Source organism: Dietzia sp. IN118, from assembly GCF_032905965.1.
In the GTDB taxonomy this organism is placed as follows: Bacteria; Actinomycetota; Actinomycetes; order Mycobacteriales; family Mycobacteriaceae; genus Dietzia; species Dietzia kunjamensis.
Map to the genome: position 1 here is coordinate 178,664 of NZ_JAUMSR010000002.1, position 21,200 is coordinate 199,863.

The following is a 21,200-nucleotide window of genomic DNA, read 5'->3' on the forward strand; positions in this document are numbered from 1 at the left end:
CATGCGACGGATTCACACTGTACACCTGCTGATGTATCGAGCCGATATACCGAGCGGTGACATCGGCCCGACGTGTCGGCGCGCTCTGCGGCTCGCTCGGGCTCGGGCCCGCGGCGGGGGCCGTAGGCTGGAGGACGTGGACCAGGCCGACTCCCGCTCCCCGCGACCCGGCCCCGCGCCGGGGCCCGAGGACCCCACCGGCCGTGCGGCGCTCCAGCGTCGACGGGTGGTGGACTTCGCCCTGCGCCGCCGCGGTGTCCTGGGGGGCCTGCGCGAGGGCGCGCTCTCGCTGCGCGAGGTGTGCGACGCGGACGTCTACCTCCTACGGGCCGCCGGTTTCCACGGCGTGGAGACGGAGACGGTCTGCCCGGTGTGCCGCAAGGAGAACCTCACGGAGGTCTCCTGGGTGTTCGGTGACGACCTGGGGCCGGCGTCCGGGTCGGCCCGCGGTCAGGACGAGATAGAACACCTCGCGTTGACCTACGACGGGTTCACCGTCCACGTGGTGGAGGTGTGCCGCAGCTGCTCCTGGAACCACCTCATCCTCTCCTACGAGGTGGGGCTCACCCCGGGTGCCGGAAAGCGCGTGCGACGAGCGGCGCGAGAGCTCCGCCGACACAGCTGACGCCCGCCCGGAGTGCCCGACGCGGGTTCAGGAGTACAGAATCGGTCGCGATTTCGTACACAATGGTCGCCAGAGCACCGCAACCGGGGGACTCCCGGGCCAGACGGGTCGGCTCGCAGGAGGGTAGAACATGTCGCAGAATGGCAGGACGAACCGGTCCGCCGACGAGGGCCGGAGCACCAGCTCGGACCGGCGCGGCTGGGCCCGTCGCCATCCGATCTGGACGACGGTGATCCTCCTCGCCGTCGTCGTCCTCGTGATCCCCCTGGCCATCGCGGGGGTGATGTACAACCGCACCGAGATCCCCAGCCCCGGCAGCGTCCGCACCGAACAGATCTCCGAGATCTACTCCAGCGACGGCACCACGATGATCGGTCGTATCGTGCCCCCGGAGGGCAACCGCACGCTCATCGAGCTCGACGCGATCCCCGTGCACGTGCGCAACGCGGTGATCGCCGCCGAGGACCGCAGTTTCTACACCAACGAGGGGTACGACCCCACCGGCATCGGTCGCGCGGTGATCGGGCAGATCACCGGCGAGGCCGGTGCGGGCGGTGGCTCGACCATCACCCAGCAGTACGTCAAGAACACGATGGTCGGCGACGCCCCCACGTACCAACGCAAGGCCAAGGAGATCGTCATCGCGGCCAAGATGACGAACGAGTGGTCCAAGGACCAGATCCTCGAGGCGTACCTCAACACCATCTACTTCGGCCGCGGCGCCTACGGCATCGCCGCCGCGTCCACCGCCTACTTCAACAAGCCGGTCGAGGCGCTCACGATCGAGGAGGGCGCGCTGCTCGCCGGCGTCATCCAGTCCCCGTCGGCCCTCGACCCGCTCAACAACCGGGCCGCGGCCGAGGGCCGCTGGAACTACGTCATGGACGGGATGCGGGAGATGGGCGCGATCGACGCCCAGCAGCGCGGCAACGCGGCGTTCCCTCAGGTCGTCGAAGACCCGCAGGCGATCGAGCAGAACGTCGGCGACCCGAGCAACGGACCCATCCGCCGTCAGGTGCTGGGCGAGCTCGCGGCCGCCGGGATCGACGAGCAGATGCTCAACACGCGGGGCCTGAAGATCACCACGACGATCGACCCCCAGACCCAGTCGGCGGTCGTCGACGCCGCCCGGTCGAACATGCAGGGCGAGAGGCCGGAGAACCGGACCGCCATCGTCTCGATCAATCCCAAGACGGGCGGCGTGATCGGGTACTACGGCGGCGAGGAGGCCGAGGGCTGGGACTACGCCAACGCCCCCCTGCAGACCGGTTCGACGTTCAAGATCTTCGGCGTCGCCGCCGCTCTCGATCAGGGCATCGGCCTGGGGACCCAGATCTCGTCCGCACCGGTGACCACCGGCAACGTCACGGTCACCAACGTCGACGGCCGGTCCTGTGGCTCGTGCTCCATCTCCCAGGCGTTGCTGCTGTCGCTCAACACCTCGTTCATCCGGCTCCAGCGCATGCTGGACAACGGGGCCAACGACGTCCGCGACATGGCCCACCGCACCGGCATCCCCAAGCAGATCCCGGGTCTGCCGTGGGAGACGCTGAGCGAGCAGGGCGAGGATCCCTACGACGGCCTCATCCTGGGCCAGTACCCGATCCGCGTGCGGGACATGGCGACCGGCCTGGCGACCTTCGCCGCAGAGGGCGTCCACCGACCGACCCACTTCATCGAGCGGGTCGAGACCGCCGACGGCGAGGTGCTGCTGGACAACTCCTCGGTCGAGGGCGAAGAGGTTGTCGATCCCGACGTCGCCAACAACCTCACCTCCGCGATGGAGCCCATCGCCGCCTACTCGAACGGTCACTCGCTGGCCGGCGGGCGGCCCTCGGCCTCGAAGTCCGGCACCACCCAGCTCGGCGAGACCGGCTACAACAAGGACGCCTGGTTCGTCGGCTACACCCCGTCGATCGCGACGGCCGTCTGGGTGGGGACCGATGACAACCAGCCGCTGCTCAACGCCTGGGGCGGCACCATGTACGGCGCGTCGCTGCCCGCCGACATCTGGAAGTCCGCGATGGACGGCGCCCTGTCCGGCACGGAGTGGGAGAGTTTCCCCGAACCCGGGTACATCGGCGGCCAGGCCGGCGCGTCCCAGGGGCAGTCCTACGGTAGCGGCTCGGGCACCACGGGCGGGACCGGCACCGGTGCCGGCACCGATGACTACGTCCCCCAGCCCAGTCAGGCCCCGGCCCCGGCCCAGCCCGCGCCGGCGCCCCAGGCCCCCGGCCCGCTCACGCTCCAGGTCCCCGGCCTGCCGGAGATCGTCATCCCGGGGGCCGGCGCACCGGCACCCGCACCCGCCCCGGCACCCGCACCCGAGCCCGCCCCTGTCCCCGGCGGCGGTGGTGCTGATGCCGGTGGCGGCACCGGCGGAGACGGAGGCACAGGTGGCGCAGACGGCGGCGGGGACGACGGGGCCTGATCCCGGGCAACCGGCCCCCGCCCCCGCCGCTAGGGTGTGATCGTGCAGAGCAACGGCCGTATCTCCCCGCTGCCGCTCGTCGACGACCTCCGCTCCCTGGAGCCGCACGAGCGGGTCCGCCCCGGTGACGGGGTCGGCGCGGAGGCCATCGCGGCGTGGGGTGGGCCGGTCGGTCGTCACGCGGTGGTCGGTCGTCAACGGTTCTGGACGCCGCTGCGCGTGATCATGCTGTTCGCCGTGATCTTCCTGGCGTTCGGGTTCTTCTCCAAGTCCGCCTGCCTGGAGACCACCCACCCCACCGACGGTTCGCAGCCGGGCCTCAACTGGGACGGCCGCCAGTACTACAAGGCGTGTTACGCGGACCCGCTGCCGCTGTACTCGGCCGAGGGGTTGGACACCGGCGCCTTCCCGTACAAGTACATGTGGATCGCCGACAACGGCGAGGTCCGCTACATGGAGTACCCGGTGTTGTCCGGGATGTTCCAGTACGTCACGGCCCAGGCGGCCCAGGCCTGGCACGCGGTCTTCCCCGGCGGGCTCATCGAGGTGGCCAAGTACTTCGTCCTGGGCAGCGTCCTGCTCGCGCTGGCGTGGATGATCGCCGTATGGGCCACCTACCAGTCCGCGGGGCGCAGGCCCTGGGACACGCTGCTCATGGCGGCCAGCCCGCTCATCATCTTCCAGGCCTTCACCAACTACGACCTGATGGCGATCGCGTTCGCCTCCGTCGCGCTGTTGCTGTGGGCCCGTTCGCGCCCGGTCTGGGCCGGGGTCGTGCTGGGCCTGGGCGTGGCGGCGAAGCTGTACCCGCTGTTCCTGTTCGGCGCACTTCTGGTGGTGGCCCTGCGCCGTCGGCGCTTCGCCGAGCTGGGTAAGGCGGCCGCGGCGGCGGTGGTGGCCTGGCTGGCCGTGAACCTGCCGATCATGATCCCGTTCCCCGAGGGCTGGCGGGAGTTCTACCGACTCAACTCGGACAGGCCCGCCAATCCCGAGAGCATCTACGCGGTCATCCAGACCCTCACCGGGTGGCAGGGCTTCGACGCGGCCCGCGCGGCGGGGGAGGCCCCTGCGACCCTCAACCTGGTGTCGTTGGTGCTGTTCGCGCTCGGCTGCATCGCGGTGCTCGTCATCGGACTCACTGCGCCCGTCACCCCCCGGGTCGCGCAGTTGGCGTTCCTCATCGTGGCCTTCTTCCTGCTCACGAACAAGGTGTGGAGTCCGCAGTACTCGCTCTGGCTGGTGCCCCTCGCGGTGCTCGCCGTCCCCCGCGTGCGGCTCCTGCTGCCGTGGATGGCGTTCGACGCCCTGCTCTGGGTGGCGCACATGTCGTACTTCCACGGCGTCGACAACAAGGGGATCGGCGCGGACGTGTTCCACCCACTCGTCCTGGTCCGCGACCTGCTGGTCGTGGCGATCTGCGCAGTGGTCATCCTCGAGATCTACCGCCCCCACCTGGACCGCGTCCGCATGACGCACCAGGGCACACCCGAGGGTCCGGACCCGCTGGCCGGGGTGCTCGCCGACCCGGACGAACCCCTCGTCGTCGCCCCGCCCGCGAGGCGCGACCCCGCCGACGCCCCCCGGAAAGAGGACGCTGCCCCATGAGCACCAACTCCATGATCTGGATGTTCGTCTGCATCCTGATCGGCTTCATCTGCATGGTCACCGCTGCCGGCGGCTACCGGGCCGGGTGGCGCCAGCCCGTGTGGATCGGCTGGACGGTGGCGGCCTTCCTGTTCCTCACCGTCATCCCGGTCACGCAGGCGTTGACGATCGGCCTCCAACACGGCTGACCGCCCCCGCACCGCCCCCGCCCCCGGTCAGCGGCCCGGCGCTCCCACTGCGCGACCCGCTCAGCCGCACAGGTCGAACGGCTCGGTGTCCGGGAAGTGCCGATCCCACTCCTCGGCGGTGAGCTGCACGCCACCGGCGCAGGCCTCGCTCACCACCCGGTCCGGGTCGAGCTGCCACATCCACATGGCGCCCTCGACGCCCACCGCGAGCAGGCCGCCCGTGGGCGAGGCGCTGCGGCCCTGGTAGAGCAGGGGATCGGTGGTCGATCCCAGAACCGCCCACGGTTGCGGCCCGGCAGGGTCGGACACGTCCACCACGGTGACCTGGCCGGTGCTCGAGGTGAGCATGACCAGGTCGTCGTCCGCGGAGAACGCGGTCCAGTAGATCTCCCCGGGCGGCGCGGTGAACGAGGACAGTTCGCGGGGCGCGGTCGCGTCGGCCATGTCCCACAGTCGGATCGTCTTGTCCCCGCCGGAGGTGGCCAGCAGTGGCGAGCCGTGCGCGTACCCGGCGGACGGCGAGGCCCCGATCCCGGTGGTGAGCCGGTGGGCGACGGTCGGCCGGTCGGGGTCGGCGGTGTCGAGGATGACCGTCTCGGGCCCGAGGGTCGGCACGACGAGTTGCCCGGAGTCGGCCGAGAACTCGGCGACGACGCACGGGTCGGGCAGCGGCACCGTGACCCGGAGCGTGGGCTCGGCGGGATCGGTGACGTCGACCAGTCCCAGGTCCGGGCTGGTGTCGCTACACACGGCGAGGGTCCGCCCGTCGGGGCTGAGCGGGCTGGCCACCACCACGCCGGAGGTCACGGGCAGGGCCGCCACCGATCGGGTGGCCGGCCCGAACGGCGCGGTGAACACCTGCAGGCCCCCGTCGGCGAGCCCCGCGTAGACGACGCGGCCGTCGGGGGACATGGCCACGGAGCCGGAGAACCGGGTCCCGGCGTCGGGGATGACGCGGCCGGTCTCGCGCGGGACCGGGCCGGTGGTGTCGACGACGGTGTGGTGCAGTTCCGCGGCGGTGACGCCGAGGACCCCGGTGGTCCGATCCGCCGAGGACGCGGTCTGGAAGATCGAGTTGGACTCCGAGGCCGCCCCTAGGCGCCCCAGCGGCCAGAGCCGGACCAGGCCGTCGACCGAATACGTCACGAGGTGGTCGGAGTCGGTGAAGCGGACCCCGGTCGCGACCTGCGAGGCCGGCAATTCGGTGAGCATCCGCCCGACGGGGTCGTAGACGCGGACCCGCTCGTCCGACCCGGCGGCGGCGAGCCGCCCCCGGTCGTCGTAGGTGACGTCGTGGACGTAGGCGTTCCATCCGGTCAGTTCGGGCAGCGGGCGGGCACCCTCGAGGGCCGCGGCACCGTCAGCACCACCGGCGCCGTCCAGCTGCCAGCGCTGCACCGACCGGTCGGTGGTCCCGGCCGCGATCCGGGTCCCGTCGGGGCTCACCGCGAGGGCGAGCGGGATCGCGACCGGCCCGGTGTCGAGGTCCGGCCCGCGGCGACCCCGGCCGGACGCATCGGCGTCGAGCAGCGTCTTGACGCCCGCGGTGCGGTTGGCCGCCAGCAGGGTCTGGGAGTCGGGCAGCCATGCCAGTGCCTCGACGGGCTTGGCGACCTCGGCCCCGGGATCGGGGACGGCGACCCGCGCGCGCTGGTCGGTGACGGCCAGCGCCCCGCCGCGCATACCCAGCGGCCACCGCAGGACACGGCCGTCACCGGTGCCGGCCGCGAGGGTGGTGCCGTCGGGGGAGAAGGCGACGGAGTGGAACGGCCCGGCGCCCTCCTCGAGGGCGGCCAGGATCGTGGGCCCCGTGGGATCGCGCAGGTCGACCAGGTGCACCGCGCCCTGTCCGGCGACCCCGAGGACCGAGCCGCCCGGCGACAGGGCGGCGGCGTACAGCTCGTGGCGCTCCCCGGCGCCCAGGGCGAGGGTCGCGACCGCGGCGGGGTCGCCCGCGCGGAAGATGCGCAGGACGCCGTCCGAGCTGACGGCGGCGACACCGCCGTCGTCCGGCAGCGCGATGACCCGTCCACTGCCGGGGGCGGCCTCGAACCGCAGTGGCACGTCGGCGCGGCTGGTGTTGAGCAGCGCCGAGCGCGCCTCGGTGGTGGGGTGGATCCGGTAGGCGGCCAGGGCCAACGCGCGGCCCAGGCCGGGGTCGCGGGAGAAGGCGGTGGTGGAGGAGACCGATCCGGAGCGGGACAGGGCCACGTCGCGGGTGTGGCGGGCGTCCGCGCCGGCGCGGAGTGCGACACCGCTCGCGACCAGGGCCAGGACGGTCACCACCGCCAACGACGCCGCCAGCACGGTCAGCGTACGGATGCGCCTGCGGTCCCTCCGGGCGACGGATCGGTGATGGGATTCGGCGGCGGCGAGGAACTGCCGCTCCGATTCCGCCAGGTGGGCGCTGGGGCCGTCGTCGTCGTCCCTCCACCTCAGGTAGTCCGCGGTCGCCGACGCGGGAGGCAACGCGGACTCGTCGCGCCCCGACCCCTCCCAGTCGGCGGCGGCGGAGCGCACGCGCGCCAGGGTGCGCAGGCCCTCCCGGTCCGCGTCGATCCAGTCGACCAGGCGCGGCCACGAGGAGAAGAGCACCTCGTGGGTGGGGGTCACCGCCTCGCCGTCGACGGTGAGCAGGCCCGCGTGGGCGAAGGGGGTGGCGACGACGAGGAGGTCCTCGGACAGCTCGGCGAGCGGGGCGTGGCGGCGGACGGGACGGGCGGAACGGACGTCGACCAGCCGGAGGAACAGGGTCCTGCACGCGGCCCGGCCCGCCGGATCCAGTTCCTGGTAGACCGATTCCGCCGACGCGCGGACGGCGCCTTCCACCCCGCCGGAGGAGTAGTAGTCGTCCACGGTGATGCGACGGCGGCGGCTGCGCTCCCAGCACACCAGCAGCACGTGGGACAGCAGCGGCAGGAGGGAGCGCTCGTCGGCGCCGCCGTCGGCGGGGGCGACCGCGTCGAGCAGCAGGTTCACCAGCGACGGCTCGACCGTGTAGCCGAGGGAGCGTGCGGGCTCGACGATGATCTCGGCGAGCTGCTCGCGGCTGGGCGGGCCGATCACCACCGGGTCGTCCAGGGCGTCGCGCAGGACGGGCTCGGCGAGGGCGGGCTGGAAGAAGTCCGCGCGCAGGGCGAGGATCGTCGGCCGGCCCTCGGCGGCGCGGGTGGCGAGCACGTCGAGCACCTCCGCGCGGCGCGCGGGGCCCACCTCATCCGCCCAGAGCTCCTCGAGTTGGTCGACGACGAGGTGGCCGGTGGCGCTCGCGAGTTCGCCGGTGATCCCGGCCGGGCGCACGATCGCCACGGTCGAACCCTCGGCGACCCACCGCGGGGCGAGTCCGGCGGCGAGCAGTGACGACTTGCCCGACCCGGAGGCGCCCACCACGACGAGCGGCCGCGTCCGTGAGGCGGTCACGCGGGCCAGGACCTGGTCGATCTCGGCCCCGCGACCGTGGAAGAGGGCGGCGTCGTCACTGAGGTACGAGCGCAGGCCGACATACGGGCTGCCGGTGTCATCGGGCTGGGGCACGGCCGAGCGGGGCGTCGGTCGGGCGTCGGTCGGGTCGGTCCCGGCCGGAGCAGCGGGGTCCGTCGACGATCCGGTCTCCCCGGGGCGGGCGCCGTTCTGCGTGCGGCGGGTGGTGCGTCGGGGCCCCGGACGCATCCGGACCCGCTCGACGGCCGCCCGCCACTCGTCGATGGTGGCCGCGGTGGCGGAGTCTGCGCGGGCGGGGTCCGTGCCGGCGGAGTCTGCGCCGGCAGAGCCCGTGCCGGCAGGGCCCGTGCCGGCGGGGTCCGTATCCGAGCCCGCGTCCCCGCCGACCCCGAGCAGGCGGAGCAGCTCCACGAGCGTCACCTCGCTCGCGCGGGTCGGCACGTGCTGGCCCGAGAACCAGCCGGAGGCGGTCCCGAGGGTCAGGGAGGGGACCAGCCGCACGACGTCGCGGACCGAGAGACCGGCCGTCACCCGGAGAGCGGTGAGCGCGGTTCCGAGCTCCTCCCGAGTCTGAATCTGAGAAGGAGCTGATCGTCCAACTGCGCCCTCGACGGGCTCGCGGGGGGTGTGCACGGTCAACATCGTACGGCCGGGCGACCGGCGTACGGAAGGGATTCGGAGGTCATGTGCTGGGGTTTCATACGATCGTAGGACGCATCCGTACGGACTTGTACTGACATTTCGGGGGAAGTTCACGCCGTGACCGGGCGTCGCCAGAATGAGTCGGAACTCATCGAACGAGAGGGCGCCATGACCGCCACGATCCCTTTTCGCCCCGCCGCGGCCCGTCCGGACCTCAGTGACCGGGAGGTCGAGGTCCTCATCGCCTGGCTCGCCTCGGACAGCAAGCGCGAGGTCACCGAGCGGCTGTTCCTGGCCGACTCCACCGTCAGCACGTACATCCAGCGGGTGCGTTCCAAGTACGACGCCGTCGGCCGGCCCGCGCGGACCAAGGTCCGGTTGCTGCTGCGGGCGGTGGAGGACGGTTACGTCAGACTCGACGACCTGTGAGGGGGTTGCACGCCCGCACGGCGGCGCTGCCACCGCCGACGGGGATTTCGTCTGCCGAGGTCACCGGGGTAGCCTTGAGCGGTTGCTGACGCAACGACCCTCCTGCCACGGAGACACCGTGGCCGAATCTGTAGTCCACAGGAGGTGATGAGGTCCCATGCGTCAATACGAAGTGATGGTCATCCTCGATCCGAGTCTCGACGAGCGCACCGTGGCGCCGTCGCTGGACACGTTCCTCAACGTGATCCGGCAAGAGGGCGGATCGGTCGACAAGGTCGATGTCTGGGGGAAGCGCCGCTTCGCCTACGAGATCAACAAGCAGACCGAGGGCATCTACGCCGTCGCGCAGATCAAGTCCGAGCCGGACGCGGTCAAGGAGCTGGATCGTCAGCTCGGTCTGAACGAGAACGTTCTCCGCACCAAGGTGCTCCGCGCCGACAAGTGACCCGGAGTGTCCGACCGCACCGGTAATCTGGGCGCGGTCGGTCGGCCTTCGATCACCATCCACCTCAGGCTGTAATACGCCGGCTTCAACACGGAGGACAAGCGCATGGCACAGGGCGACACCCCTATCACAGTGGTCGGGAACATCGTCGCGGACCCCGAGCTGCGGTTCACGCCGTCGGGCGCCGCGGTGGCGAACTTCCGGATCGCCTCCACGCCACGTCGCTTCAATTCGCAGACCAACCAGTGGGAGGACGGCGAAGGCCTGTTCCTCACCTGCAACGTCTGGCGGCAGGCGGCGGAGAACGTCGCCGAGTCGCTGCAGAAGGGCATGCGCGTCATCGTCAACGGTCGGCTGCGCCAGCGGTCGTACGAAACCCGTGAGGGCGAGAAGCGCACCGTCTACGAGGTGGAGGTCGACGAGGTCGGTCCGTCGCTCAAGTACGCCACCGCCAAGGTGACCCGCACCAACCGTGAAGGCGGCGGGGGCGGAGGCCAGCAGGGCGGCGGCTTCCAGGGTGGCGGCCAGCAGGGCGGCGGCTTCCAGGGTGGCGGTCAGCCGCAGGGCGGTTACGGCGGCGGCCAGGGCCGTGGTCAGCAGAACGACGACCCGTGGGGCAGCGCCCCGCAGGCCGGCGGTTCCGGTGGCTTCGGTGGCATGGACGACGAGCCCCCGTTCTAGAGCGCGTCGATTTCCCCGGGGCGCCACCCGCGTCCCACCCCATAAGCATGAGACATGACCTCGCGACATCCCGGCCCCGGTCGGGTCCGTCGGAGGAAAGAAAGGTAGACGGATCATGAAGCTGATCCTCACCGCCGACGTCGACAAGCTCGGTGCGCCGGGCGACATCGTCGAGGTCAAGGGCGGATACGGTCGTAACTTCCTGCTCCCGCGCGGGCTGGCCATCGTGGCCACCCGTGGCGCCGAGCGCCAGGTCGACTCCATCAAGCGGGCCCAGGAGGCTCGTGAGGTGCGCGACTCGGACCACGCCAACGAGCTCAAGCAGAAGCTCGAGTCGCTGGCCGACGTCAAGGTCGCGGTCAAGACCTCGGACACCGGCAAGCTGTTCGGTTCGGTCACCGCGGGCGATGTCGCCTCCGCCATCAAGGCCGCGGGTGGACCGACCCTCGACAAGCGTGCCGTCGAGATGCCCAAGGAGCACATCAAGTCGACCGGCGCCCACAGCGTCGTCGTCGACCTGGGTCACGACACCACCGCGCGCGTCGCGGTCGAGGTCGTCCCCGCCTGATTCACCGCGAAGGGCCCCGGTCGTCACAGTGACGGTCGGGGCCCTCGCTTTTGTGGACGGCCTGTGGATAACTAGTTGTAATGCCTAGGGTCCGGACGGTTCTCGGATCGGTGCCGTTCATCTTTCGTTATCCATTGTGTCCCTGTTTGTGACGTGGTAAGTACCGTTCTCCACCGGCGCCACGACCTGCAACGATGATGGTGACCTGCGGGTTTGCTGAAAGTGGCCATCGGTTTCCACCGGTTGTCCACAGTGATACGCCCATCGGCCCTGCGTAAGCCACATCCATTCACAGTTGTCCACAGGTGCTCTCTCGCAAATGTGGATAGACCTGTGGATAACCGGGTGGGCAGGGCGCCGGGCGTGTCGGCGGGGTGACCTACAGTGGAGAGGTCGCTCGGCGTCTGTTCAGGGTCGGTGCGCATTCGGGTTGGCGCCCGATCGGGTTCGGTGACGGTACGAGTTCTACGGCGGAGAGGATCGGTCATGGCGCAGGGGGGATTCAGCGGTCCCGGCGAGATGCCGCCTCCGCCGGACGAGGGCGGCGGCGGAGAGTTCGGCCGCACCCCGCCGCAGGACCTCACCGCCGAGCAGTCCGTGCTCGGCGGGATGCTGTTGAGCAAGGACGCCATCGCGGACGTGGTGGAGGAGATCCAGCCGGGCGACTTCTACAAGCCCGCGCACCAGGCGATCTACGATGTCATCCTCGACCTGTACGCACGCGGTGAGCCGGCCGACGCCGTCACCGTGGCCGCCGAGCTCGACCGCCGGGGTGATCTCCGTCGTGCCGGCGGTGCCCCGTACCTGCACACGCTCATCTCCACCGTCCCCACCGCGGCCAATGCCGGGTATTACGCGCAGATCGTCGCGGAGAAGGCGGTGCTGCGCCGCCTGGTCGACGCCGGCACCCGGATCGTGCAGTTCGGCTACTCGGGTTCCGAGGGCGCGGACGTCGCCGAGGTGGTGGACCGCGCGCAGGCGGAGATCTTCGAGGTCACAGAGCGGCGCACCACCGAGGACTTCGTGATCATCGAGGAGCTGCTGCAGCCCACGATGGACGAGATCGACGCGATCCACACCGCGGGCGGGCTCGCCCAGGGTGTGCCCACCGGATTCGCCGACCTGGACGCCGTGACCAACGGCCTGCACGGTGGCCAGATGATCATCATCGCCGCCCGCCCCGGCGTGGGTAAGGCCCTGGCCCTCGACACCGTCCTGCCCACGCCCGACGGGCAGACCACCATGGGCGAGGTCGCCGTGGGGGACCGGGTGCTGGATGCCGACGGGCAGCCCACCGAGGTCGTCGCCGTGACGGAGGTGTGGCAGGACCGTCCATGCTTCACGGTGCGGTTCAACGACGGCACCGAGCTGGTCGCCGACGCCGAGCACGAGTGGCGTATCGAGATGGGCGGCACCGAGCAGGTCGTCACCACCAAGTCACTCGACACCCTCATGCTGGTCTGCGACTTCGGCATCGTCGTCCCCGAGAATCCCGGCTCCGGTCGGGCGGCCCGGCTCGTCACCGACGTGCGCAGCGCGGAGAGCGTCCCGGTCAGGTGCATCGAGGTCGCCGCCGCCGATCACCTGTATCTGGCCGGCCCCACCGCGATCCCCACGCACAACTCGACAATCGGCCTGGACATCATGCGGTCCTGCTCCATCAAGCACGGGCTCTCCTCGGTGGTGTTCTCGCTGGAGATGAGCCGTACCGAGATCGTCATGCGCCTCATGAGCGCGGAGGCGCGCGTGAAGTTGTCCGATATGAAGTCGGGCAAGATGAGCGATGAGGACTGGACCCGGATGGCCCGGCGCATGGGGGAGATCTCCGAGGCTCCGCTGTTCATCGATGACTCGCCCAATATGACGATGATGGAGATCCGCGCCAAGGCCCGCCGGCTCAAGCAAAAGCACGACCTGCGGCTGATCGTGGTGGACTACCTGCAGCTGATGTCCTCGGGCAAGAAGGTGGAATCCCGTCAGCAGGAGGTCTCCGAGTTCTCTCGTCAGCTCAAGCTGTTGGCCAAGGAGATCGACGTCCCATTGATCGCGATCTCCCAGCTGAACCGTGGCCCCGAGCAGCGGACCGACAAGCGGCCCCAGGTGTCCGACCTCCGTGAGTCCGGCTCACTGGAGCAGGACGCCGACATCGTCATGCTGCTGCACCGCCCGGACGCCTCCGAGCGCGATGACCCGCGGGCCGGAGAGGCCGACCTGATCCTGGGTAAGCACCGTGGTGGTCCCACGTCCACGATCACGGTGGCGCATCAGCTGCATTACTCGCGTTTCGTGGACATGGCGCGGGGGCTGTAGCTGCCGTCGTCGTCGGTTGTGGAAACAGGTTGTCAGCCCGACGCTACGGTGTCAGTGAATTTCCGCGGGGCGTTCAACGCTCGGTTGGCCAGGAGGACCGGTAGGTGGCGTCGTGAGATCAGTCGGTGTTCACGGGTCACTGGTTATCGGGTCGACTAAAGATCGATTCCATCGTCGGTGCGGTCGCTCTGGGCCAGGGGGCCCGGTCCGTATCCGGGGGCGAGCCTCGGTGGACAGCAAGGTGCGCTGCACATGGTGATGGGACCTACGCACGCGATGAGCGGCGCCGGCGCGGGGTTGGCTATCGGGGCCTTCCTCCCAGTCGAATGGGGTGGGGCCACCTCACCCACGGAGGTGCTCGTGTTTGCGGGTGTCACCGCCGGAGCGGCGCTTCTCCCGGACCTCGACACACCACAGAGCACCCTTGCTCGCAGCTTCGGGCTGGCCTCGAGGGCCCTCGCTCACATCACGGAGCGGGTCTCGAAGACCATCTACGACCTGACGATGACGCGCAAGGACGCCCGGATCAGCAACGGGCACCGCACCGCGACCCACACGTTGTGGTTCGCACTTCTTGCGGGCGCCGGCACGGCCGCCCTCGTCTCGGCGTTCGGTAAGAACGGCGCTATCGGGGTGCTCTTCTTCATGCTTGGCCTGGCCATACGCGGCCTGGCACCGAACTGGGCCAAGAAGCAGGATTGGATCTACGTCACCGGGCTCTCGTTGGCGCTTGCAGTAACGGTGTGGTTTGCGCTGCCGGCTTCGGTCGGCAGCGCCGCGCTCGGCGCAGCGGTCACTTCCGGTGTCGCGATGCACCTCCTCGGCGACGTGATCACCAAGCGGGGCGTGCCTCTACTCGGCGGCGTCGTCAGTATCGGAGGCGAGCGATGGTGGAACTTCCGCCTACCGGACCACTGCGAATCCGTGCGGGCGCCGGCATGGACAGAATGTTGGCCGCTGCCTGTACCGGCGTCACAGTTGTTTTGGCCTACTGCGTGGTGCGGGCGCCACACCTGATCGGCGCACCCTGGGTGGCCGGCACCTTCCACTGAGACGGGGTCCGGTAGCGAACAAGCGGCGTCGTCCACGAGTCCTTCTCCTGAGGGGCCCGTCGCGGCGGCGTGCCGATTTCGCAGACGGTGGAACCAAGGCGTGCGCTCACCCGGACGCCAGTTGTGCGCCCATCGCTGTGATCAGTTCGTTCCAGGCCGTGTCGAACTTGGCGACGCCCTCGCGCTCCAGCTGAGCGAAGACGTCACTCATGTCGATCCCGACCTCGCCGAGCGCCTCGAACAGCGCTGCAGGCTCGGCAAACCTTGTGGTGCTCGATTCCGAAGAAATGACTCCGTGGTCGGCGAACGACTCCATGGTCGCCGCCGGCATCGTGTTGACCGTCGCCGGTGCGACCAACTCACTGACATAGAGGGTGTCGCTGTACCGCGTGTCCTTCACGCCGGTGGACGTCCACAGCGGCCGCTGCGGTCGGGCGCCACGGCCGGCCAGGCTCCGGAACCGGTCGGAGCTCTCGAAGTGCTGCTGATACTCGGCGTAGGCCAGCCAGGCATTGGCCAGCGCGGCCTGGCCCTTCAGGGCCAGCGCGGCCGGTGTGCCGATGGCCTCGAGTCTGGCATCGACCTCGGTATCGACCCGCGAGACGAAGAACGACGCCACGGAGTGGATGGACGACAGGTCGTGGCCGGCCAGGGCGGCGGCGTCCAGACCGTCCAGGTAGGACTGAACGACCTGTGTGTAGCGCTCGACGGAGAAGATCAGTGTGACGTTCACGCTGATGCCTTCGGCCAGCACCCGACTGATCGCCTCCAGCCCGGCCGCGGTGGCCGGAATCTTGATCAGCAGGTTGGGTCGGTTCACGATCTGCCACAGCTCCTTTGCCTGTGCCACCGTGGCCTCGGCATCGTGAGCCAGTCGCGGATCGACCTCGATCGATATTCGCCCGTCTACTGTCCCGGTTCGCTCGTACACCGGCGCCAGGATGTCGCAGGCGGCACGGACATCGTCGGTGGTGACGGCCTGGATCACGGCGTCCACCTCATGACCTCGGCCTCGGAGGTGGCTGACCTGCTGGTCGTACGCCGTCCCGCTCGTCAGCGCGGCGTGGAAGATCGCCGGGTTCGTCGTCACCCCGACCACGGACCGGGTCTCCACCAGTTCCGCGAGGCGACCGGAGGAGATCAGGTCCCGGGACAGGTCGTCGAGCCAGACCGACACCCCGGCTCGTGACAGCTCGGCAAGTTGCGCATTCTGGGACATCGTTTGTGCTCCTGATCGAACTGACAGTTGGTGTTCCGTTGGTGCGGCGGTCGGTGGTGCGGTGGTCTGGTGGTGCGGCTGGGGGAGGGCAGTGGTCAGCCCCAGCGGGATTGGCCCCCGTCGAGCGGAATCGTCGCTCCGCTCAGGTACGAGGCCTCCGCCGAGCAGAGCCAGGCGACCGGGCGGCCGATGTCGGTCACCGGGTCACCCACGCGGCCGGCGGGGATGGCGGAGAGGAACTCGGCGGCTTCCTCGGGGTTGTTGTCCATCCACCAGTCCAGCCCGGGACTGTGGGCGTGTGGAGCAACGTTGAGAGCGCGGATTCCGTCGCCGGCCCATTCGTACGTGGCGGCCCGTGTGAGGGCGCGCATGCTCTCCTTCACGGCTCCGTAGATGCCGTAGTTGGAGGGATCCCACCGGACGGCTGCCGAGGTCACCAGGTTGATGATCACCCCACCGCCCCTCTGCGCCATGAGAGGGCGGGTCAGCTTCATCAGCGTGAGCGACACGCGGGGGCCGGACTCGAAGGCCTTGCGAAAACCGTCGTCGGGGTAGTCGGACAGTGGCAGGGGCCGGGCCATGTTCGCGTTGTTGACGAGGATGTCGACCCCTCCGAAATGCGTGACCGCTGCGTCCACGATCGCCTCGGGTGCGCCCTCCGCGGTGATGTTGACCGGCAGGCATTCGGCCGAGCCGCCGCTCGCGCGAATCTCCTCGGCGACTTTCTCGAGTTTCTCGGGCGTCCGCCCGACCAGCAGGACCGAGGCACCTGATTCGGCCAGGCCGAGCGAGATCCCGCGGCCCACGCCCTGCCCGCCACCGGTGACGATCGCGGTCTTTCCGGCCAGGCGGTTCGCGCGATCCGTGCCGGGTGTGGCCGCGATCTCGGGACGGGTTCCGGTCATGTGGTCCTCCGATGTGGGTGCGGGGTGAGGCGGGACAATCGCTGACCTCGCCGCTGTAGTCAAGTGTGTACAGCCTGACCGTAGTCAACTGTGTACTGTTAACGAAACCGGCAAGTTAGATACCCGATGGGGTATAGTCCGCCGTGAACTAGCCGCCACGGCGGACTCAGTCATGAAAGGGGAGCATGCCCACCGAACGCGCACCCGTACTCGGCCTCAAGGCCAACGCCGCCCAGTTCACGCTGCTGGTGGCGATCAATGCGCTGGTCGGCGGCATGGTGGGACAGCAGCAGACCGTGCTGCCCCTGCTGGCGACGGACGTCTTCGGCCTGACCGGCTACACCTTCATCTTCACCTACGTCGCGGCCTTCGGTGTCACCAAGGCGATCGCGAACTACTTCGCCGGGACGTTTTCCGATCGATACGGACGCAAACCCGTCCTGTTGGTCGGGTGGCTCTTCGCCATCCCGGTCCCGCTCATGCTCATCTGGGCGCCCGATTGGGGCTGGGTGGTGGCCGCGAACATCCTGCTGGGCATCAACCAGGGCCTGACCTGGTCCACGACCGTGGTCATGAAGATCGACCTCGTCGGGCCGCGACAGCGTGGTCTGGCGATGGGGCTCAACGAGGCGGCAGGATACGGCGCGGTCGCGGTGACCTCGCTGCTCGCCGGCTACCTGGCCGGGCAGTACGGTCTGCGACCGGCGCCGTTCCTGGTCGGAGTGGCCTATACGGCCCTGGCCCTTGTGCTGTCCGGGATCTTCGTCCGCGAGACCCGCGATCACGCCCTGGTGGACGCGGGGCGGCACACCGCCCGCCCCGACGGACTGCACGACCATCTCCACGCCGACATGACGGACCGCGAGATCGCGATCCAGACCAGCTTCACAGAACCGGCTCTGTCCTCGGCCAGCCAGGCCGGGCTCGTCAACAACCTCAACTTCGGACTGTCCTGGGGACTGTTCCCCCTGTTGTTCGCCACCGCGGGTCTGTCCGTGGGACAGATCGGACTCCTGTTCGCGCTCTACCCCGCCGTCTGGGGCGTGGGACAGCTGTTCACCGGCGCGCTCTCGGACCGGATCGGCCGCAAGCACCTGATCTCGATGGGGATGGCCACCCAGGCGGTCGCCCTGGTCGTCATCGCGCTCGGCAGTGGATTCAGCACGTGGGCGGTCGGGACCGTGATCCTGGGAGCCGGGACCGCGATGGTCTATCCCACGCTGTTGGCGGCGATCGGCGACGTGGCCCACCCCGTGTGGCGGGGACGAGCCGTCGGGGTCTACCGCGTGTGGCGCGATCTGGGATACGCGGTCGGCGCGGTGTTCGGGGGGATCGTCGCCGACGCCATGGGAATGCACGCCGCGGTGTGGGCCGCCGCCGCGGTCAGCGCGGTGTCGGCGGCCGCCGTGGCGATCCGCATGTACGAGACCCTCACACCAGTCCTAGTTCACGCGCCCGCGCCACCGCCGCGGTCCGGGAGGTGACGCCGAGCTTGTCGAAGACGTGGACGAGGTGGGTCTTGACCGTCGCCTCCGATACGTGGAGTGACGCGGCGGCCTGCCGATTGGTCGCCCCGGTGGCGACGGCGCGCAGGACCTCCGCCTCCCGCTCGGTCAGCACCGGCCGCGGGTCGCGCATCCGGCTGATCAGCCGCGCGGCGACAGTGGGGGACAGCGCGCTCTCGCCGGCAGCGGCAGCGCGCACCGCGCCCAACAGCTCGTCAGGGCCGGCGTCCTTGAGCAGATAACCGCAGGCCCCGGCCTCGATGGCGCCGATAATGTCCGCGTCAGTGTCGTGGCTCGTCAGCACCAACACCTGCGGGGGGTCGGCCAGGTCGCGGATCGCGGCGGTGGCCAGCACACCGGCGGTGGCATCCCCCGCGAACCGCAGGTCCATCAACACCACGTCCACGTCCCCGATCCGGCACCGCTCCACGGCAGCGCCGGCCGCCGCCGCCTCGGCGACCACCTCGATCGCGGGATCGGCGGCGAGCAGTGCACGCAGCCCGGTTCGCACCACCGCGTGATCGTCCGCGATCAGGACACGCGTCCTCGTCGTCGTCATCTCTCGTCCCCCGACCGGGTCCCCGGCGCCGTCTCCTGCACCGGCAGCTCGGCACGGACCACCGTGCCCGACCCCGGCTCGGAGTCGACCTGGAACCGCCCGCCCAGGTCGCCCACCCGCCGCGCCATGCCGTCGAGTCCGAACGAGGCAGCGGTGCGCGGGGCGGCGACGTCGAAGCCGTGGCCGTCGTCGGCGATCTCCAGGACCACGGCGGTGGGGGAGCCGGACAGGGTCAGTGTGATCCGCTGCGGCGCACCGTGCCGCACCGCGTTCGTCAGGGCCTCCTGCGCCACCCGGACGAGCACCGCGGCGAGCTCCGCCGGCGGCTCGGTGGAGGGCTCGCTGGAGGGCTCGGTGGCGTGCTCGCCGGCGTTCTCGCCCGCGTACTCCATGGTGACGGACACCTCGAGCCCGGGATTCTCGGCCCGGCACCTCGCAGCCACACGGCCCAGCGCCCCGGCCAGCGACACGCCGTCGAGCGGCGTGGGCCGCAGGGCGGCGATGAGCCTGCGCGTCTCGGTGAGGTTCTCACCCGCCACCTCGCGGGCCAGACGGATCTGGTCGACGGCGGGGCTCGAGGGCGCGGTGCGCTCGGCCGCGTGCAGCAGCATCCCGATGCTCGCGAGCCCCTGCGCGACGGTGTCGTGGATCTCCCCGGCCAACCGTGCGCGCTCGGCCTCCCGGCCCACCTCCCGTTCCCGCGCGGCGAGCGCCGAGCGGGTGGCCACGAGCTCGGCGATCACCTCCCGCCGGGCCTGGGACTCGCGGTGCAGTGCCCGCACACCGGCGCCCAGACCGAGGGCCACGAGCGCTCCCACCGTCGGGCCGATGACCCCGGCGGGAGTGAACCCGTGATGCAGGCCCAGGGCGACGACCGCCACGGCGGCCAGCGCCGCCACCGCCGCGGTGCCCGCCCACACGCCGAGCAGGAACTGGACCAGGAAGAACAGAGGAAACGCCAGGTAGGCGGCCTCGGGAACCCGGACCACCAGGCACGCCCACAACGCCAGGACCGCGACCAGCCAACCGACCCGGACGGCAGTGGTCGTCGGGCGGCGGCGCGCCCACACCGTCCCCGCGACGTACACGACCGTGAACCCCACCGCGGCGGCGACCGCCGGCGGATCGGGCACGCCGGAGGTGTCCCGGTGCGCGCTGACCAACGTGAGGGCCAGCAGCGCGGCCACCAACGTGTGCAGTGCCACCTCGAGCTGCGCGAACACCGCACGCACCCCCGCCGACTCCGGCGGGAGCTCGGCGGCGGTGGTCGGCGCAGGGGCAGGCGCGGCGGCGGACGCGGGCGCGGGGATCACCCGGTCGACGCTAGTCCCCGGTGGGGCACCCGGCATCCATCGAACGATGGAGGCCGGCCCCACCGTTCGTCGCCGCGGAACCACCCTCGTGGCCGATCCGGTGCGGCGTCGGCGGGACGAGCCTGGAGGCAGACCTCCACGACAGGCAGACCCCACGAAAGGGACCCAATGTTCTTCGCACTCCGCGAGCTCCGCACGGCGCGGTGGCGCTTCGCCCTCATCACGGGCGTCGTGCTGATGCTGTCCATCCTGGTGGCGGGCCTACTCGGCCTGACCGCCGGGCTGGCGCACCAGAGCGTGTCCGCGCTCCGCGCGCTCGGTTCGGACGGCTCCGGCTTCGTCCTCCCCGCCGACGACTCCGGCGCCGTCGACCTCGACCGCGCCGCACTCACCGCCGACCAGGTGGCCACCGTTGCCACCGGGGACCCGTCGGCCGTCCCGGTGGGACTCGCCCGGATCACCCTGGACGACGGCACCGAAACCGGCGTCTCCGTCGTCGCCGTGGGACTGGCCGACGAGGTGGGATCGGTGGCGCCACCGGCGCCGGGGGAGGTCCTGGTCTCCGACGGTGTCGACGACGAGGTGGGCGCCGACGTCGGCGTTATCAGCCTCGGGGGCAGCGCGTTGGCGGTCGCCGGACACACCGGTGATCTCTGGCATTCGCACACCCCCGTCGTCGTCACCGACCTCGACACCTGGCACTCGCTCGCTCCGCGCGGCGGGGCCGCCACCACCGTGGCCGTGGCGGCGGACGCCGACCCGGAGGCCGTCGCCGCCGACGCCGGCCTCACGCTGGTCGAGGCCGACGGACTCGTCGGGGCACTGCCCTCGCACCGGGCCGAGAACACCTCGCTGAGCACGATGACCACCATGCTCCTCGCCGTCACCGCGCTGGTCGTGGGCGCGTTCTTCGCCGTCTGGGGGATGCAGCGCCGACGTGACGTCGCCGTGCTCAAGGCGCTCGGGGCGTCCACCGCCGCGCTCGTCCGCGACTCGGTCGGCCAGGCCGCGGTCGTCCTGGCCGTGGGCGTCGCGGGCGGGGTCGGGATCGCCGCCCTGGTCGGCCTGGCCGTCGGCGGCACCGTGCCGTTCGTCGTCTCGGCCGCGACCACCCTCGTGCCGGCCGCACTGCTCGCCGTGCTCGGCCTCGCGGGCGCCGCCGTCTCGCTGCGGCCCGTGCTGACCGCCGACCCCAACTCGGCACTGGGGGCGGCCCGATGAACGGCTCCGAGTCCGGCACCTGCTTCACCTCGTCGTCGTCGTCGTCGACCCCCGCGTCCTC

The 21,200-nt window shown here is 70.7% G+C and carries 17 protein-coding genes; 12 read left to right on the forward strand and 5 right to left on the reverse strand.

All coding sequences use genetic code 11. The features are described from left to right. Window positions 1–136: 136 nt before the first annotated feature. The 4 genes from Q2K20_RS16345 to Q2K20_RS16360 all read left to right on the forward strand — a co-directional run bounded on the left by Q2K20_RS16345 (window position 137) and on the right by Q2K20_RS16360 (window position 4,849). A complete protein-coding gene (locus tag Q2K20_RS16345) occupies window positions 137–625 on the forward strand; it encodes a DUF5318 family protein (RefSeq protein ID WP_119192303.1) in 489 nt (162 codons plus the stop codon). 130 nt (window positions 626–755) lie between these two features. Then, complete coding sequence (locus Q2K20_RS16350; RefSeq protein WP_119192302.1) at window positions 756–3,056, forward strand: transglycosylase domain-containing protein; 2,301 nt, start codon at window positions 756–758, stop codon at window positions 3,054–3,056. Between the two features lie 36 nt (window positions 3,057–3,092). Then, window positions 3,093–4,661 (forward strand): glycosyltransferase family 87 protein, encoded by a 1,569-nt coding sequence (locus tag Q2K20_RS16355; protein WP_410494229.1) that lies wholly within the window; start codon window positions 3,093–3,095, stop codon window positions 4,659–4,661. Further along, a complete protein-coding gene (locus Q2K20_RS16360; RefSeq protein WP_119192320.1) occupies window positions 4,658–4,849 on the forward strand; it encodes a hypothetical protein in 192 nt (63 codons plus the stop codon). Before Q2K20_RS16355 ends, Q2K20_RS16360 begins: the two co-directional genes overlap by 4 nt. A gap of 60 nt (window positions 4,850–4,909) precedes the next feature. Here Q2K20_RS16360 and Q2K20_RS16365 read toward each other — a convergent pair whose 3' ends face one another. Continuing rightward, window positions 4,910–8,821 (reverse strand): NACHT and WD repeat domain-containing protein, encoded by a 3,912-nt coding sequence (locus Q2K20_RS16365; RefSeq protein WP_268092879.1) that lies wholly within the window; start codon window positions 8,819–8,821, stop codon window positions 4,910–4,912. A gap of 279 nt (window positions 8,822–9,100) precedes the next feature. On the opposite strand from Q2K20_RS16365, the gene Q2K20_RS16370 reads away from it, so the two are divergent. From Q2K20_RS16370 to Q2K20_RS16395, 6 genes are all read left to right on the forward strand, one after another. Continuing rightward, entirely contained in the window at window positions 9,101–9,361 is a 261-nt protein-coding gene (locus tag Q2K20_RS16370; RefSeq protein WP_067720216.1) for a LuxR C-terminal-related transcriptional regulator, read from the forward strand. 157 nt (window positions 9,362–9,518) lie between these two features. After that, entirely contained in the window at window positions 9,519–9,806 is a 288-nt protein-coding gene (gene rpsF / locus Q2K20_RS16375; protein ID WP_067720016.1) for a 30S ribosomal protein S6, read from the forward strand. A gap of 105 nt (window positions 9,807–9,911) precedes the next feature. Then, on the forward strand, window positions 9,912–10,487 hold the full coding sequence (locus tag Q2K20_RS16380; protein WP_067720013.1) for a single-stranded DNA-binding protein: 576 nt from the start codon (window positions 9,912–9,914) through the stop codon (window positions 10,485–10,487). A gap of 115 nt (window positions 10,488–10,602) precedes the next feature. After that, window positions 10,603–11,055, forward strand: coding sequence for a 50S ribosomal protein L9 (gene rplI / locus Q2K20_RS16385; protein ID WP_067720010.1), 453 nt, complete (start codon window positions 10,603–10,605; stop codon window positions 11,053–11,055). Between the two features lie 519 nt (window positions 11,056–11,574). After that, window positions 11,575–13,365 carry a replicative DNA helicase gene (gene dnaB / locus Q2K20_RS16390; protein ID WP_317176992.1) on the forward strand — a complete coding sequence of 597 codons (1,791 nt, stop codon included), beginning with the start codon at window positions 11,575–11,577 and terminating at the stop codon, window positions 13,363–13,365. Window positions 13,366–13,641: 276 nt separating this feature from the next. Next, window positions 13,642–14,382, forward strand: coding sequence for a metal-dependent hydrolase (locus Q2K20_RS16395; RefSeq protein WP_317176965.1), 741 nt, complete (start codon window positions 13,642–13,644; stop codon window positions 14,380–14,382). Between the two features lie 141 nt (window positions 14,383–14,523). Here Q2K20_RS16395 and tal read toward each other — a convergent pair whose 3' ends face one another. Both tal and Q2K20_RS16405 read right to left on the reverse strand, forming a co-directional pair. Beyond that, a complete protein-coding gene (gene tal / locus Q2K20_RS16400) occupies window positions 14,524–15,636 on the reverse strand; it encodes a transaldolase (RefSeq protein ID WP_317176966.1) in 1,113 nt (370 codons plus the stop codon). 95 nt (window positions 15,637–15,731) lie between these two features. Continuing rightward, window positions 15,732–16,541: an SDR family NAD(P)-dependent oxidoreductase gene (locus tag Q2K20_RS16405; RefSeq protein ID WP_317176967.1), complete on the reverse strand. Its 810-nt coding sequence runs from the start codon at window positions 16,539–16,541 to the stop codon at window positions 15,732–15,734. A gap of 185 nt (window positions 16,542–16,726) precedes the next feature. Between Q2K20_RS16405 and Q2K20_RS16410 the strand changes: the two genes are divergently transcribed. Next, window positions 16,727–18,025 carry an MFS transporter gene (locus Q2K20_RS16410; RefSeq protein ID WP_317176968.1) on the forward strand — a complete coding sequence of 433 codons (1,299 nt, stop codon included), beginning with the start codon at window positions 16,727–16,729 and terminating at the stop codon, window positions 18,023–18,025. Here the strand turns inward: Q2K20_RS16410 and Q2K20_RS16415 are convergent. Together Q2K20_RS16415 and Q2K20_RS16420 are read right to left on the reverse strand one after the other, a co-directional pair. Continuing rightward, entirely contained in the window at window positions 17,973–18,605 is a 633-nt protein-coding gene (locus Q2K20_RS16415; protein WP_067713118.1) for a response regulator transcription factor, read from the reverse strand. The genes Q2K20_RS16410 and Q2K20_RS16415 overlap by 53 nt on opposite strands. Beyond that, complete coding sequence (locus tag Q2K20_RS16420; protein ID WP_317176969.1) at window positions 18,602–19,918, reverse strand: sensor histidine kinase; 1,317 nt, start codon at window positions 19,916–19,918, stop codon at window positions 18,602–18,604. Before Q2K20_RS16420 ends, Q2K20_RS16415 begins: the two co-directional genes overlap by 4 nt. Before the next feature lie 168 nt (window positions 19,919–20,086). Here Q2K20_RS16420 and Q2K20_RS16425 point away from each other — a divergent pair, with 168 nt between their 5' ends. After that, window positions 20,087–21,139 carry an FtsX-like permease family protein gene (locus tag Q2K20_RS16425; RefSeq protein WP_317176970.1) on the forward strand — a complete coding sequence of 351 codons (1,053 nt, stop codon included), beginning with the start codon at window positions 20,087–20,089 and terminating at the stop codon, window positions 21,137–21,139. The last annotated feature ends 61 nt before the right edge of the window (window positions 21,140–21,200 follow it).

What these genes read in the sequence shown, in the direction of transcription:
- Q2K20_RS16350 (WP_119192302.1), top strand. Translation starts at nt 756, where the DNA reads ATGTCGCAGAATGGCAGGACGAACCGGTCCGCCGACGAGGGCCGGAGC.
- Q2K20_RS16360 (WP_119192320.1), top strand. Translation starts at nt 4,658, where the DNA reads ATGAGCACCAACTCCATGATCTGGATGTTCGTCTGCATCCTGATCGGC.
- Q2K20_RS16370 (WP_067720216.1), top strand. Translation starts at nt 9,101, where the DNA reads ATGACCGCCACGATCCCTTTTCGCCCCGCCGCGGCCCGTCCGGACCTC.
- rpsF (WP_067720016.1), top strand. Translation starts at nt 9,519, where the DNA reads ATGCGTCAATACGAAGTGATGGTCATCCTCGATCCGAGTCTCGACGAG.
- Q2K20_RS16380 (WP_067720013.1), top strand. Translation starts at nt 9,912, where the DNA reads ATGGCACAGGGCGACACCCCTATCACAGTGGTCGGGAACATCGTCGCG.
- rplI (WP_067720010.1), top strand. Translation starts at nt 10,603, where the DNA reads ATGAAGCTGATCCTCACCGCCGACGTCGACAAGCTCGGTGCGCCGGGC.
- dnaB (WP_317176992.1), top strand. Translation starts at nt 11,575, where the DNA reads ATGCCGCCTCCGCCGGACGAGGGCGGCGGCGGAGAGTTCGGCCGCACC.
- Q2K20_RS16395 (WP_317176965.1), top strand. Translation starts at nt 13,642, where the DNA reads ATGAGCGGCGCCGGCGCGGGGTTGGCTATCGGGGCCTTCCTCCCAGTC.
- tal (WP_317176966.1), bottom strand. Translation starts at nt 15,636, where the DNA reads ATGTCCCAGAATGCGCAACTTGCCGAGCTGTCACGAGCCGGGGTGTCG.
- Q2K20_RS16405 (WP_317176967.1), bottom strand. Translation starts at nt 16,541, where the DNA reads ATGACCGGAACCCGTCCCGAGATCGCGGCCACACCCGGCACGGATCGC.
- Q2K20_RS16410 (WP_317176968.1), top strand. Translation starts at nt 16,727, where the DNA reads ATGCCCACCGAACGCGCACCCGTACTCGGCCTCAAGGCCAACGCCGCC.
- Q2K20_RS16415 (WP_067713118.1), bottom strand. Translation starts at nt 18,605, where the DNA reads ATGACGACGACGAGGACGCGTGTCCTGATCGCGGACGATCACGCGGTG.
- Q2K20_RS16425 (WP_317176970.1), top strand. Translation starts at nt 20,087, where the DNA reads ATGTTCTTCGCACTCCGCGAGCTCCGCACGGCGCGGTGGCGCTTCGCC.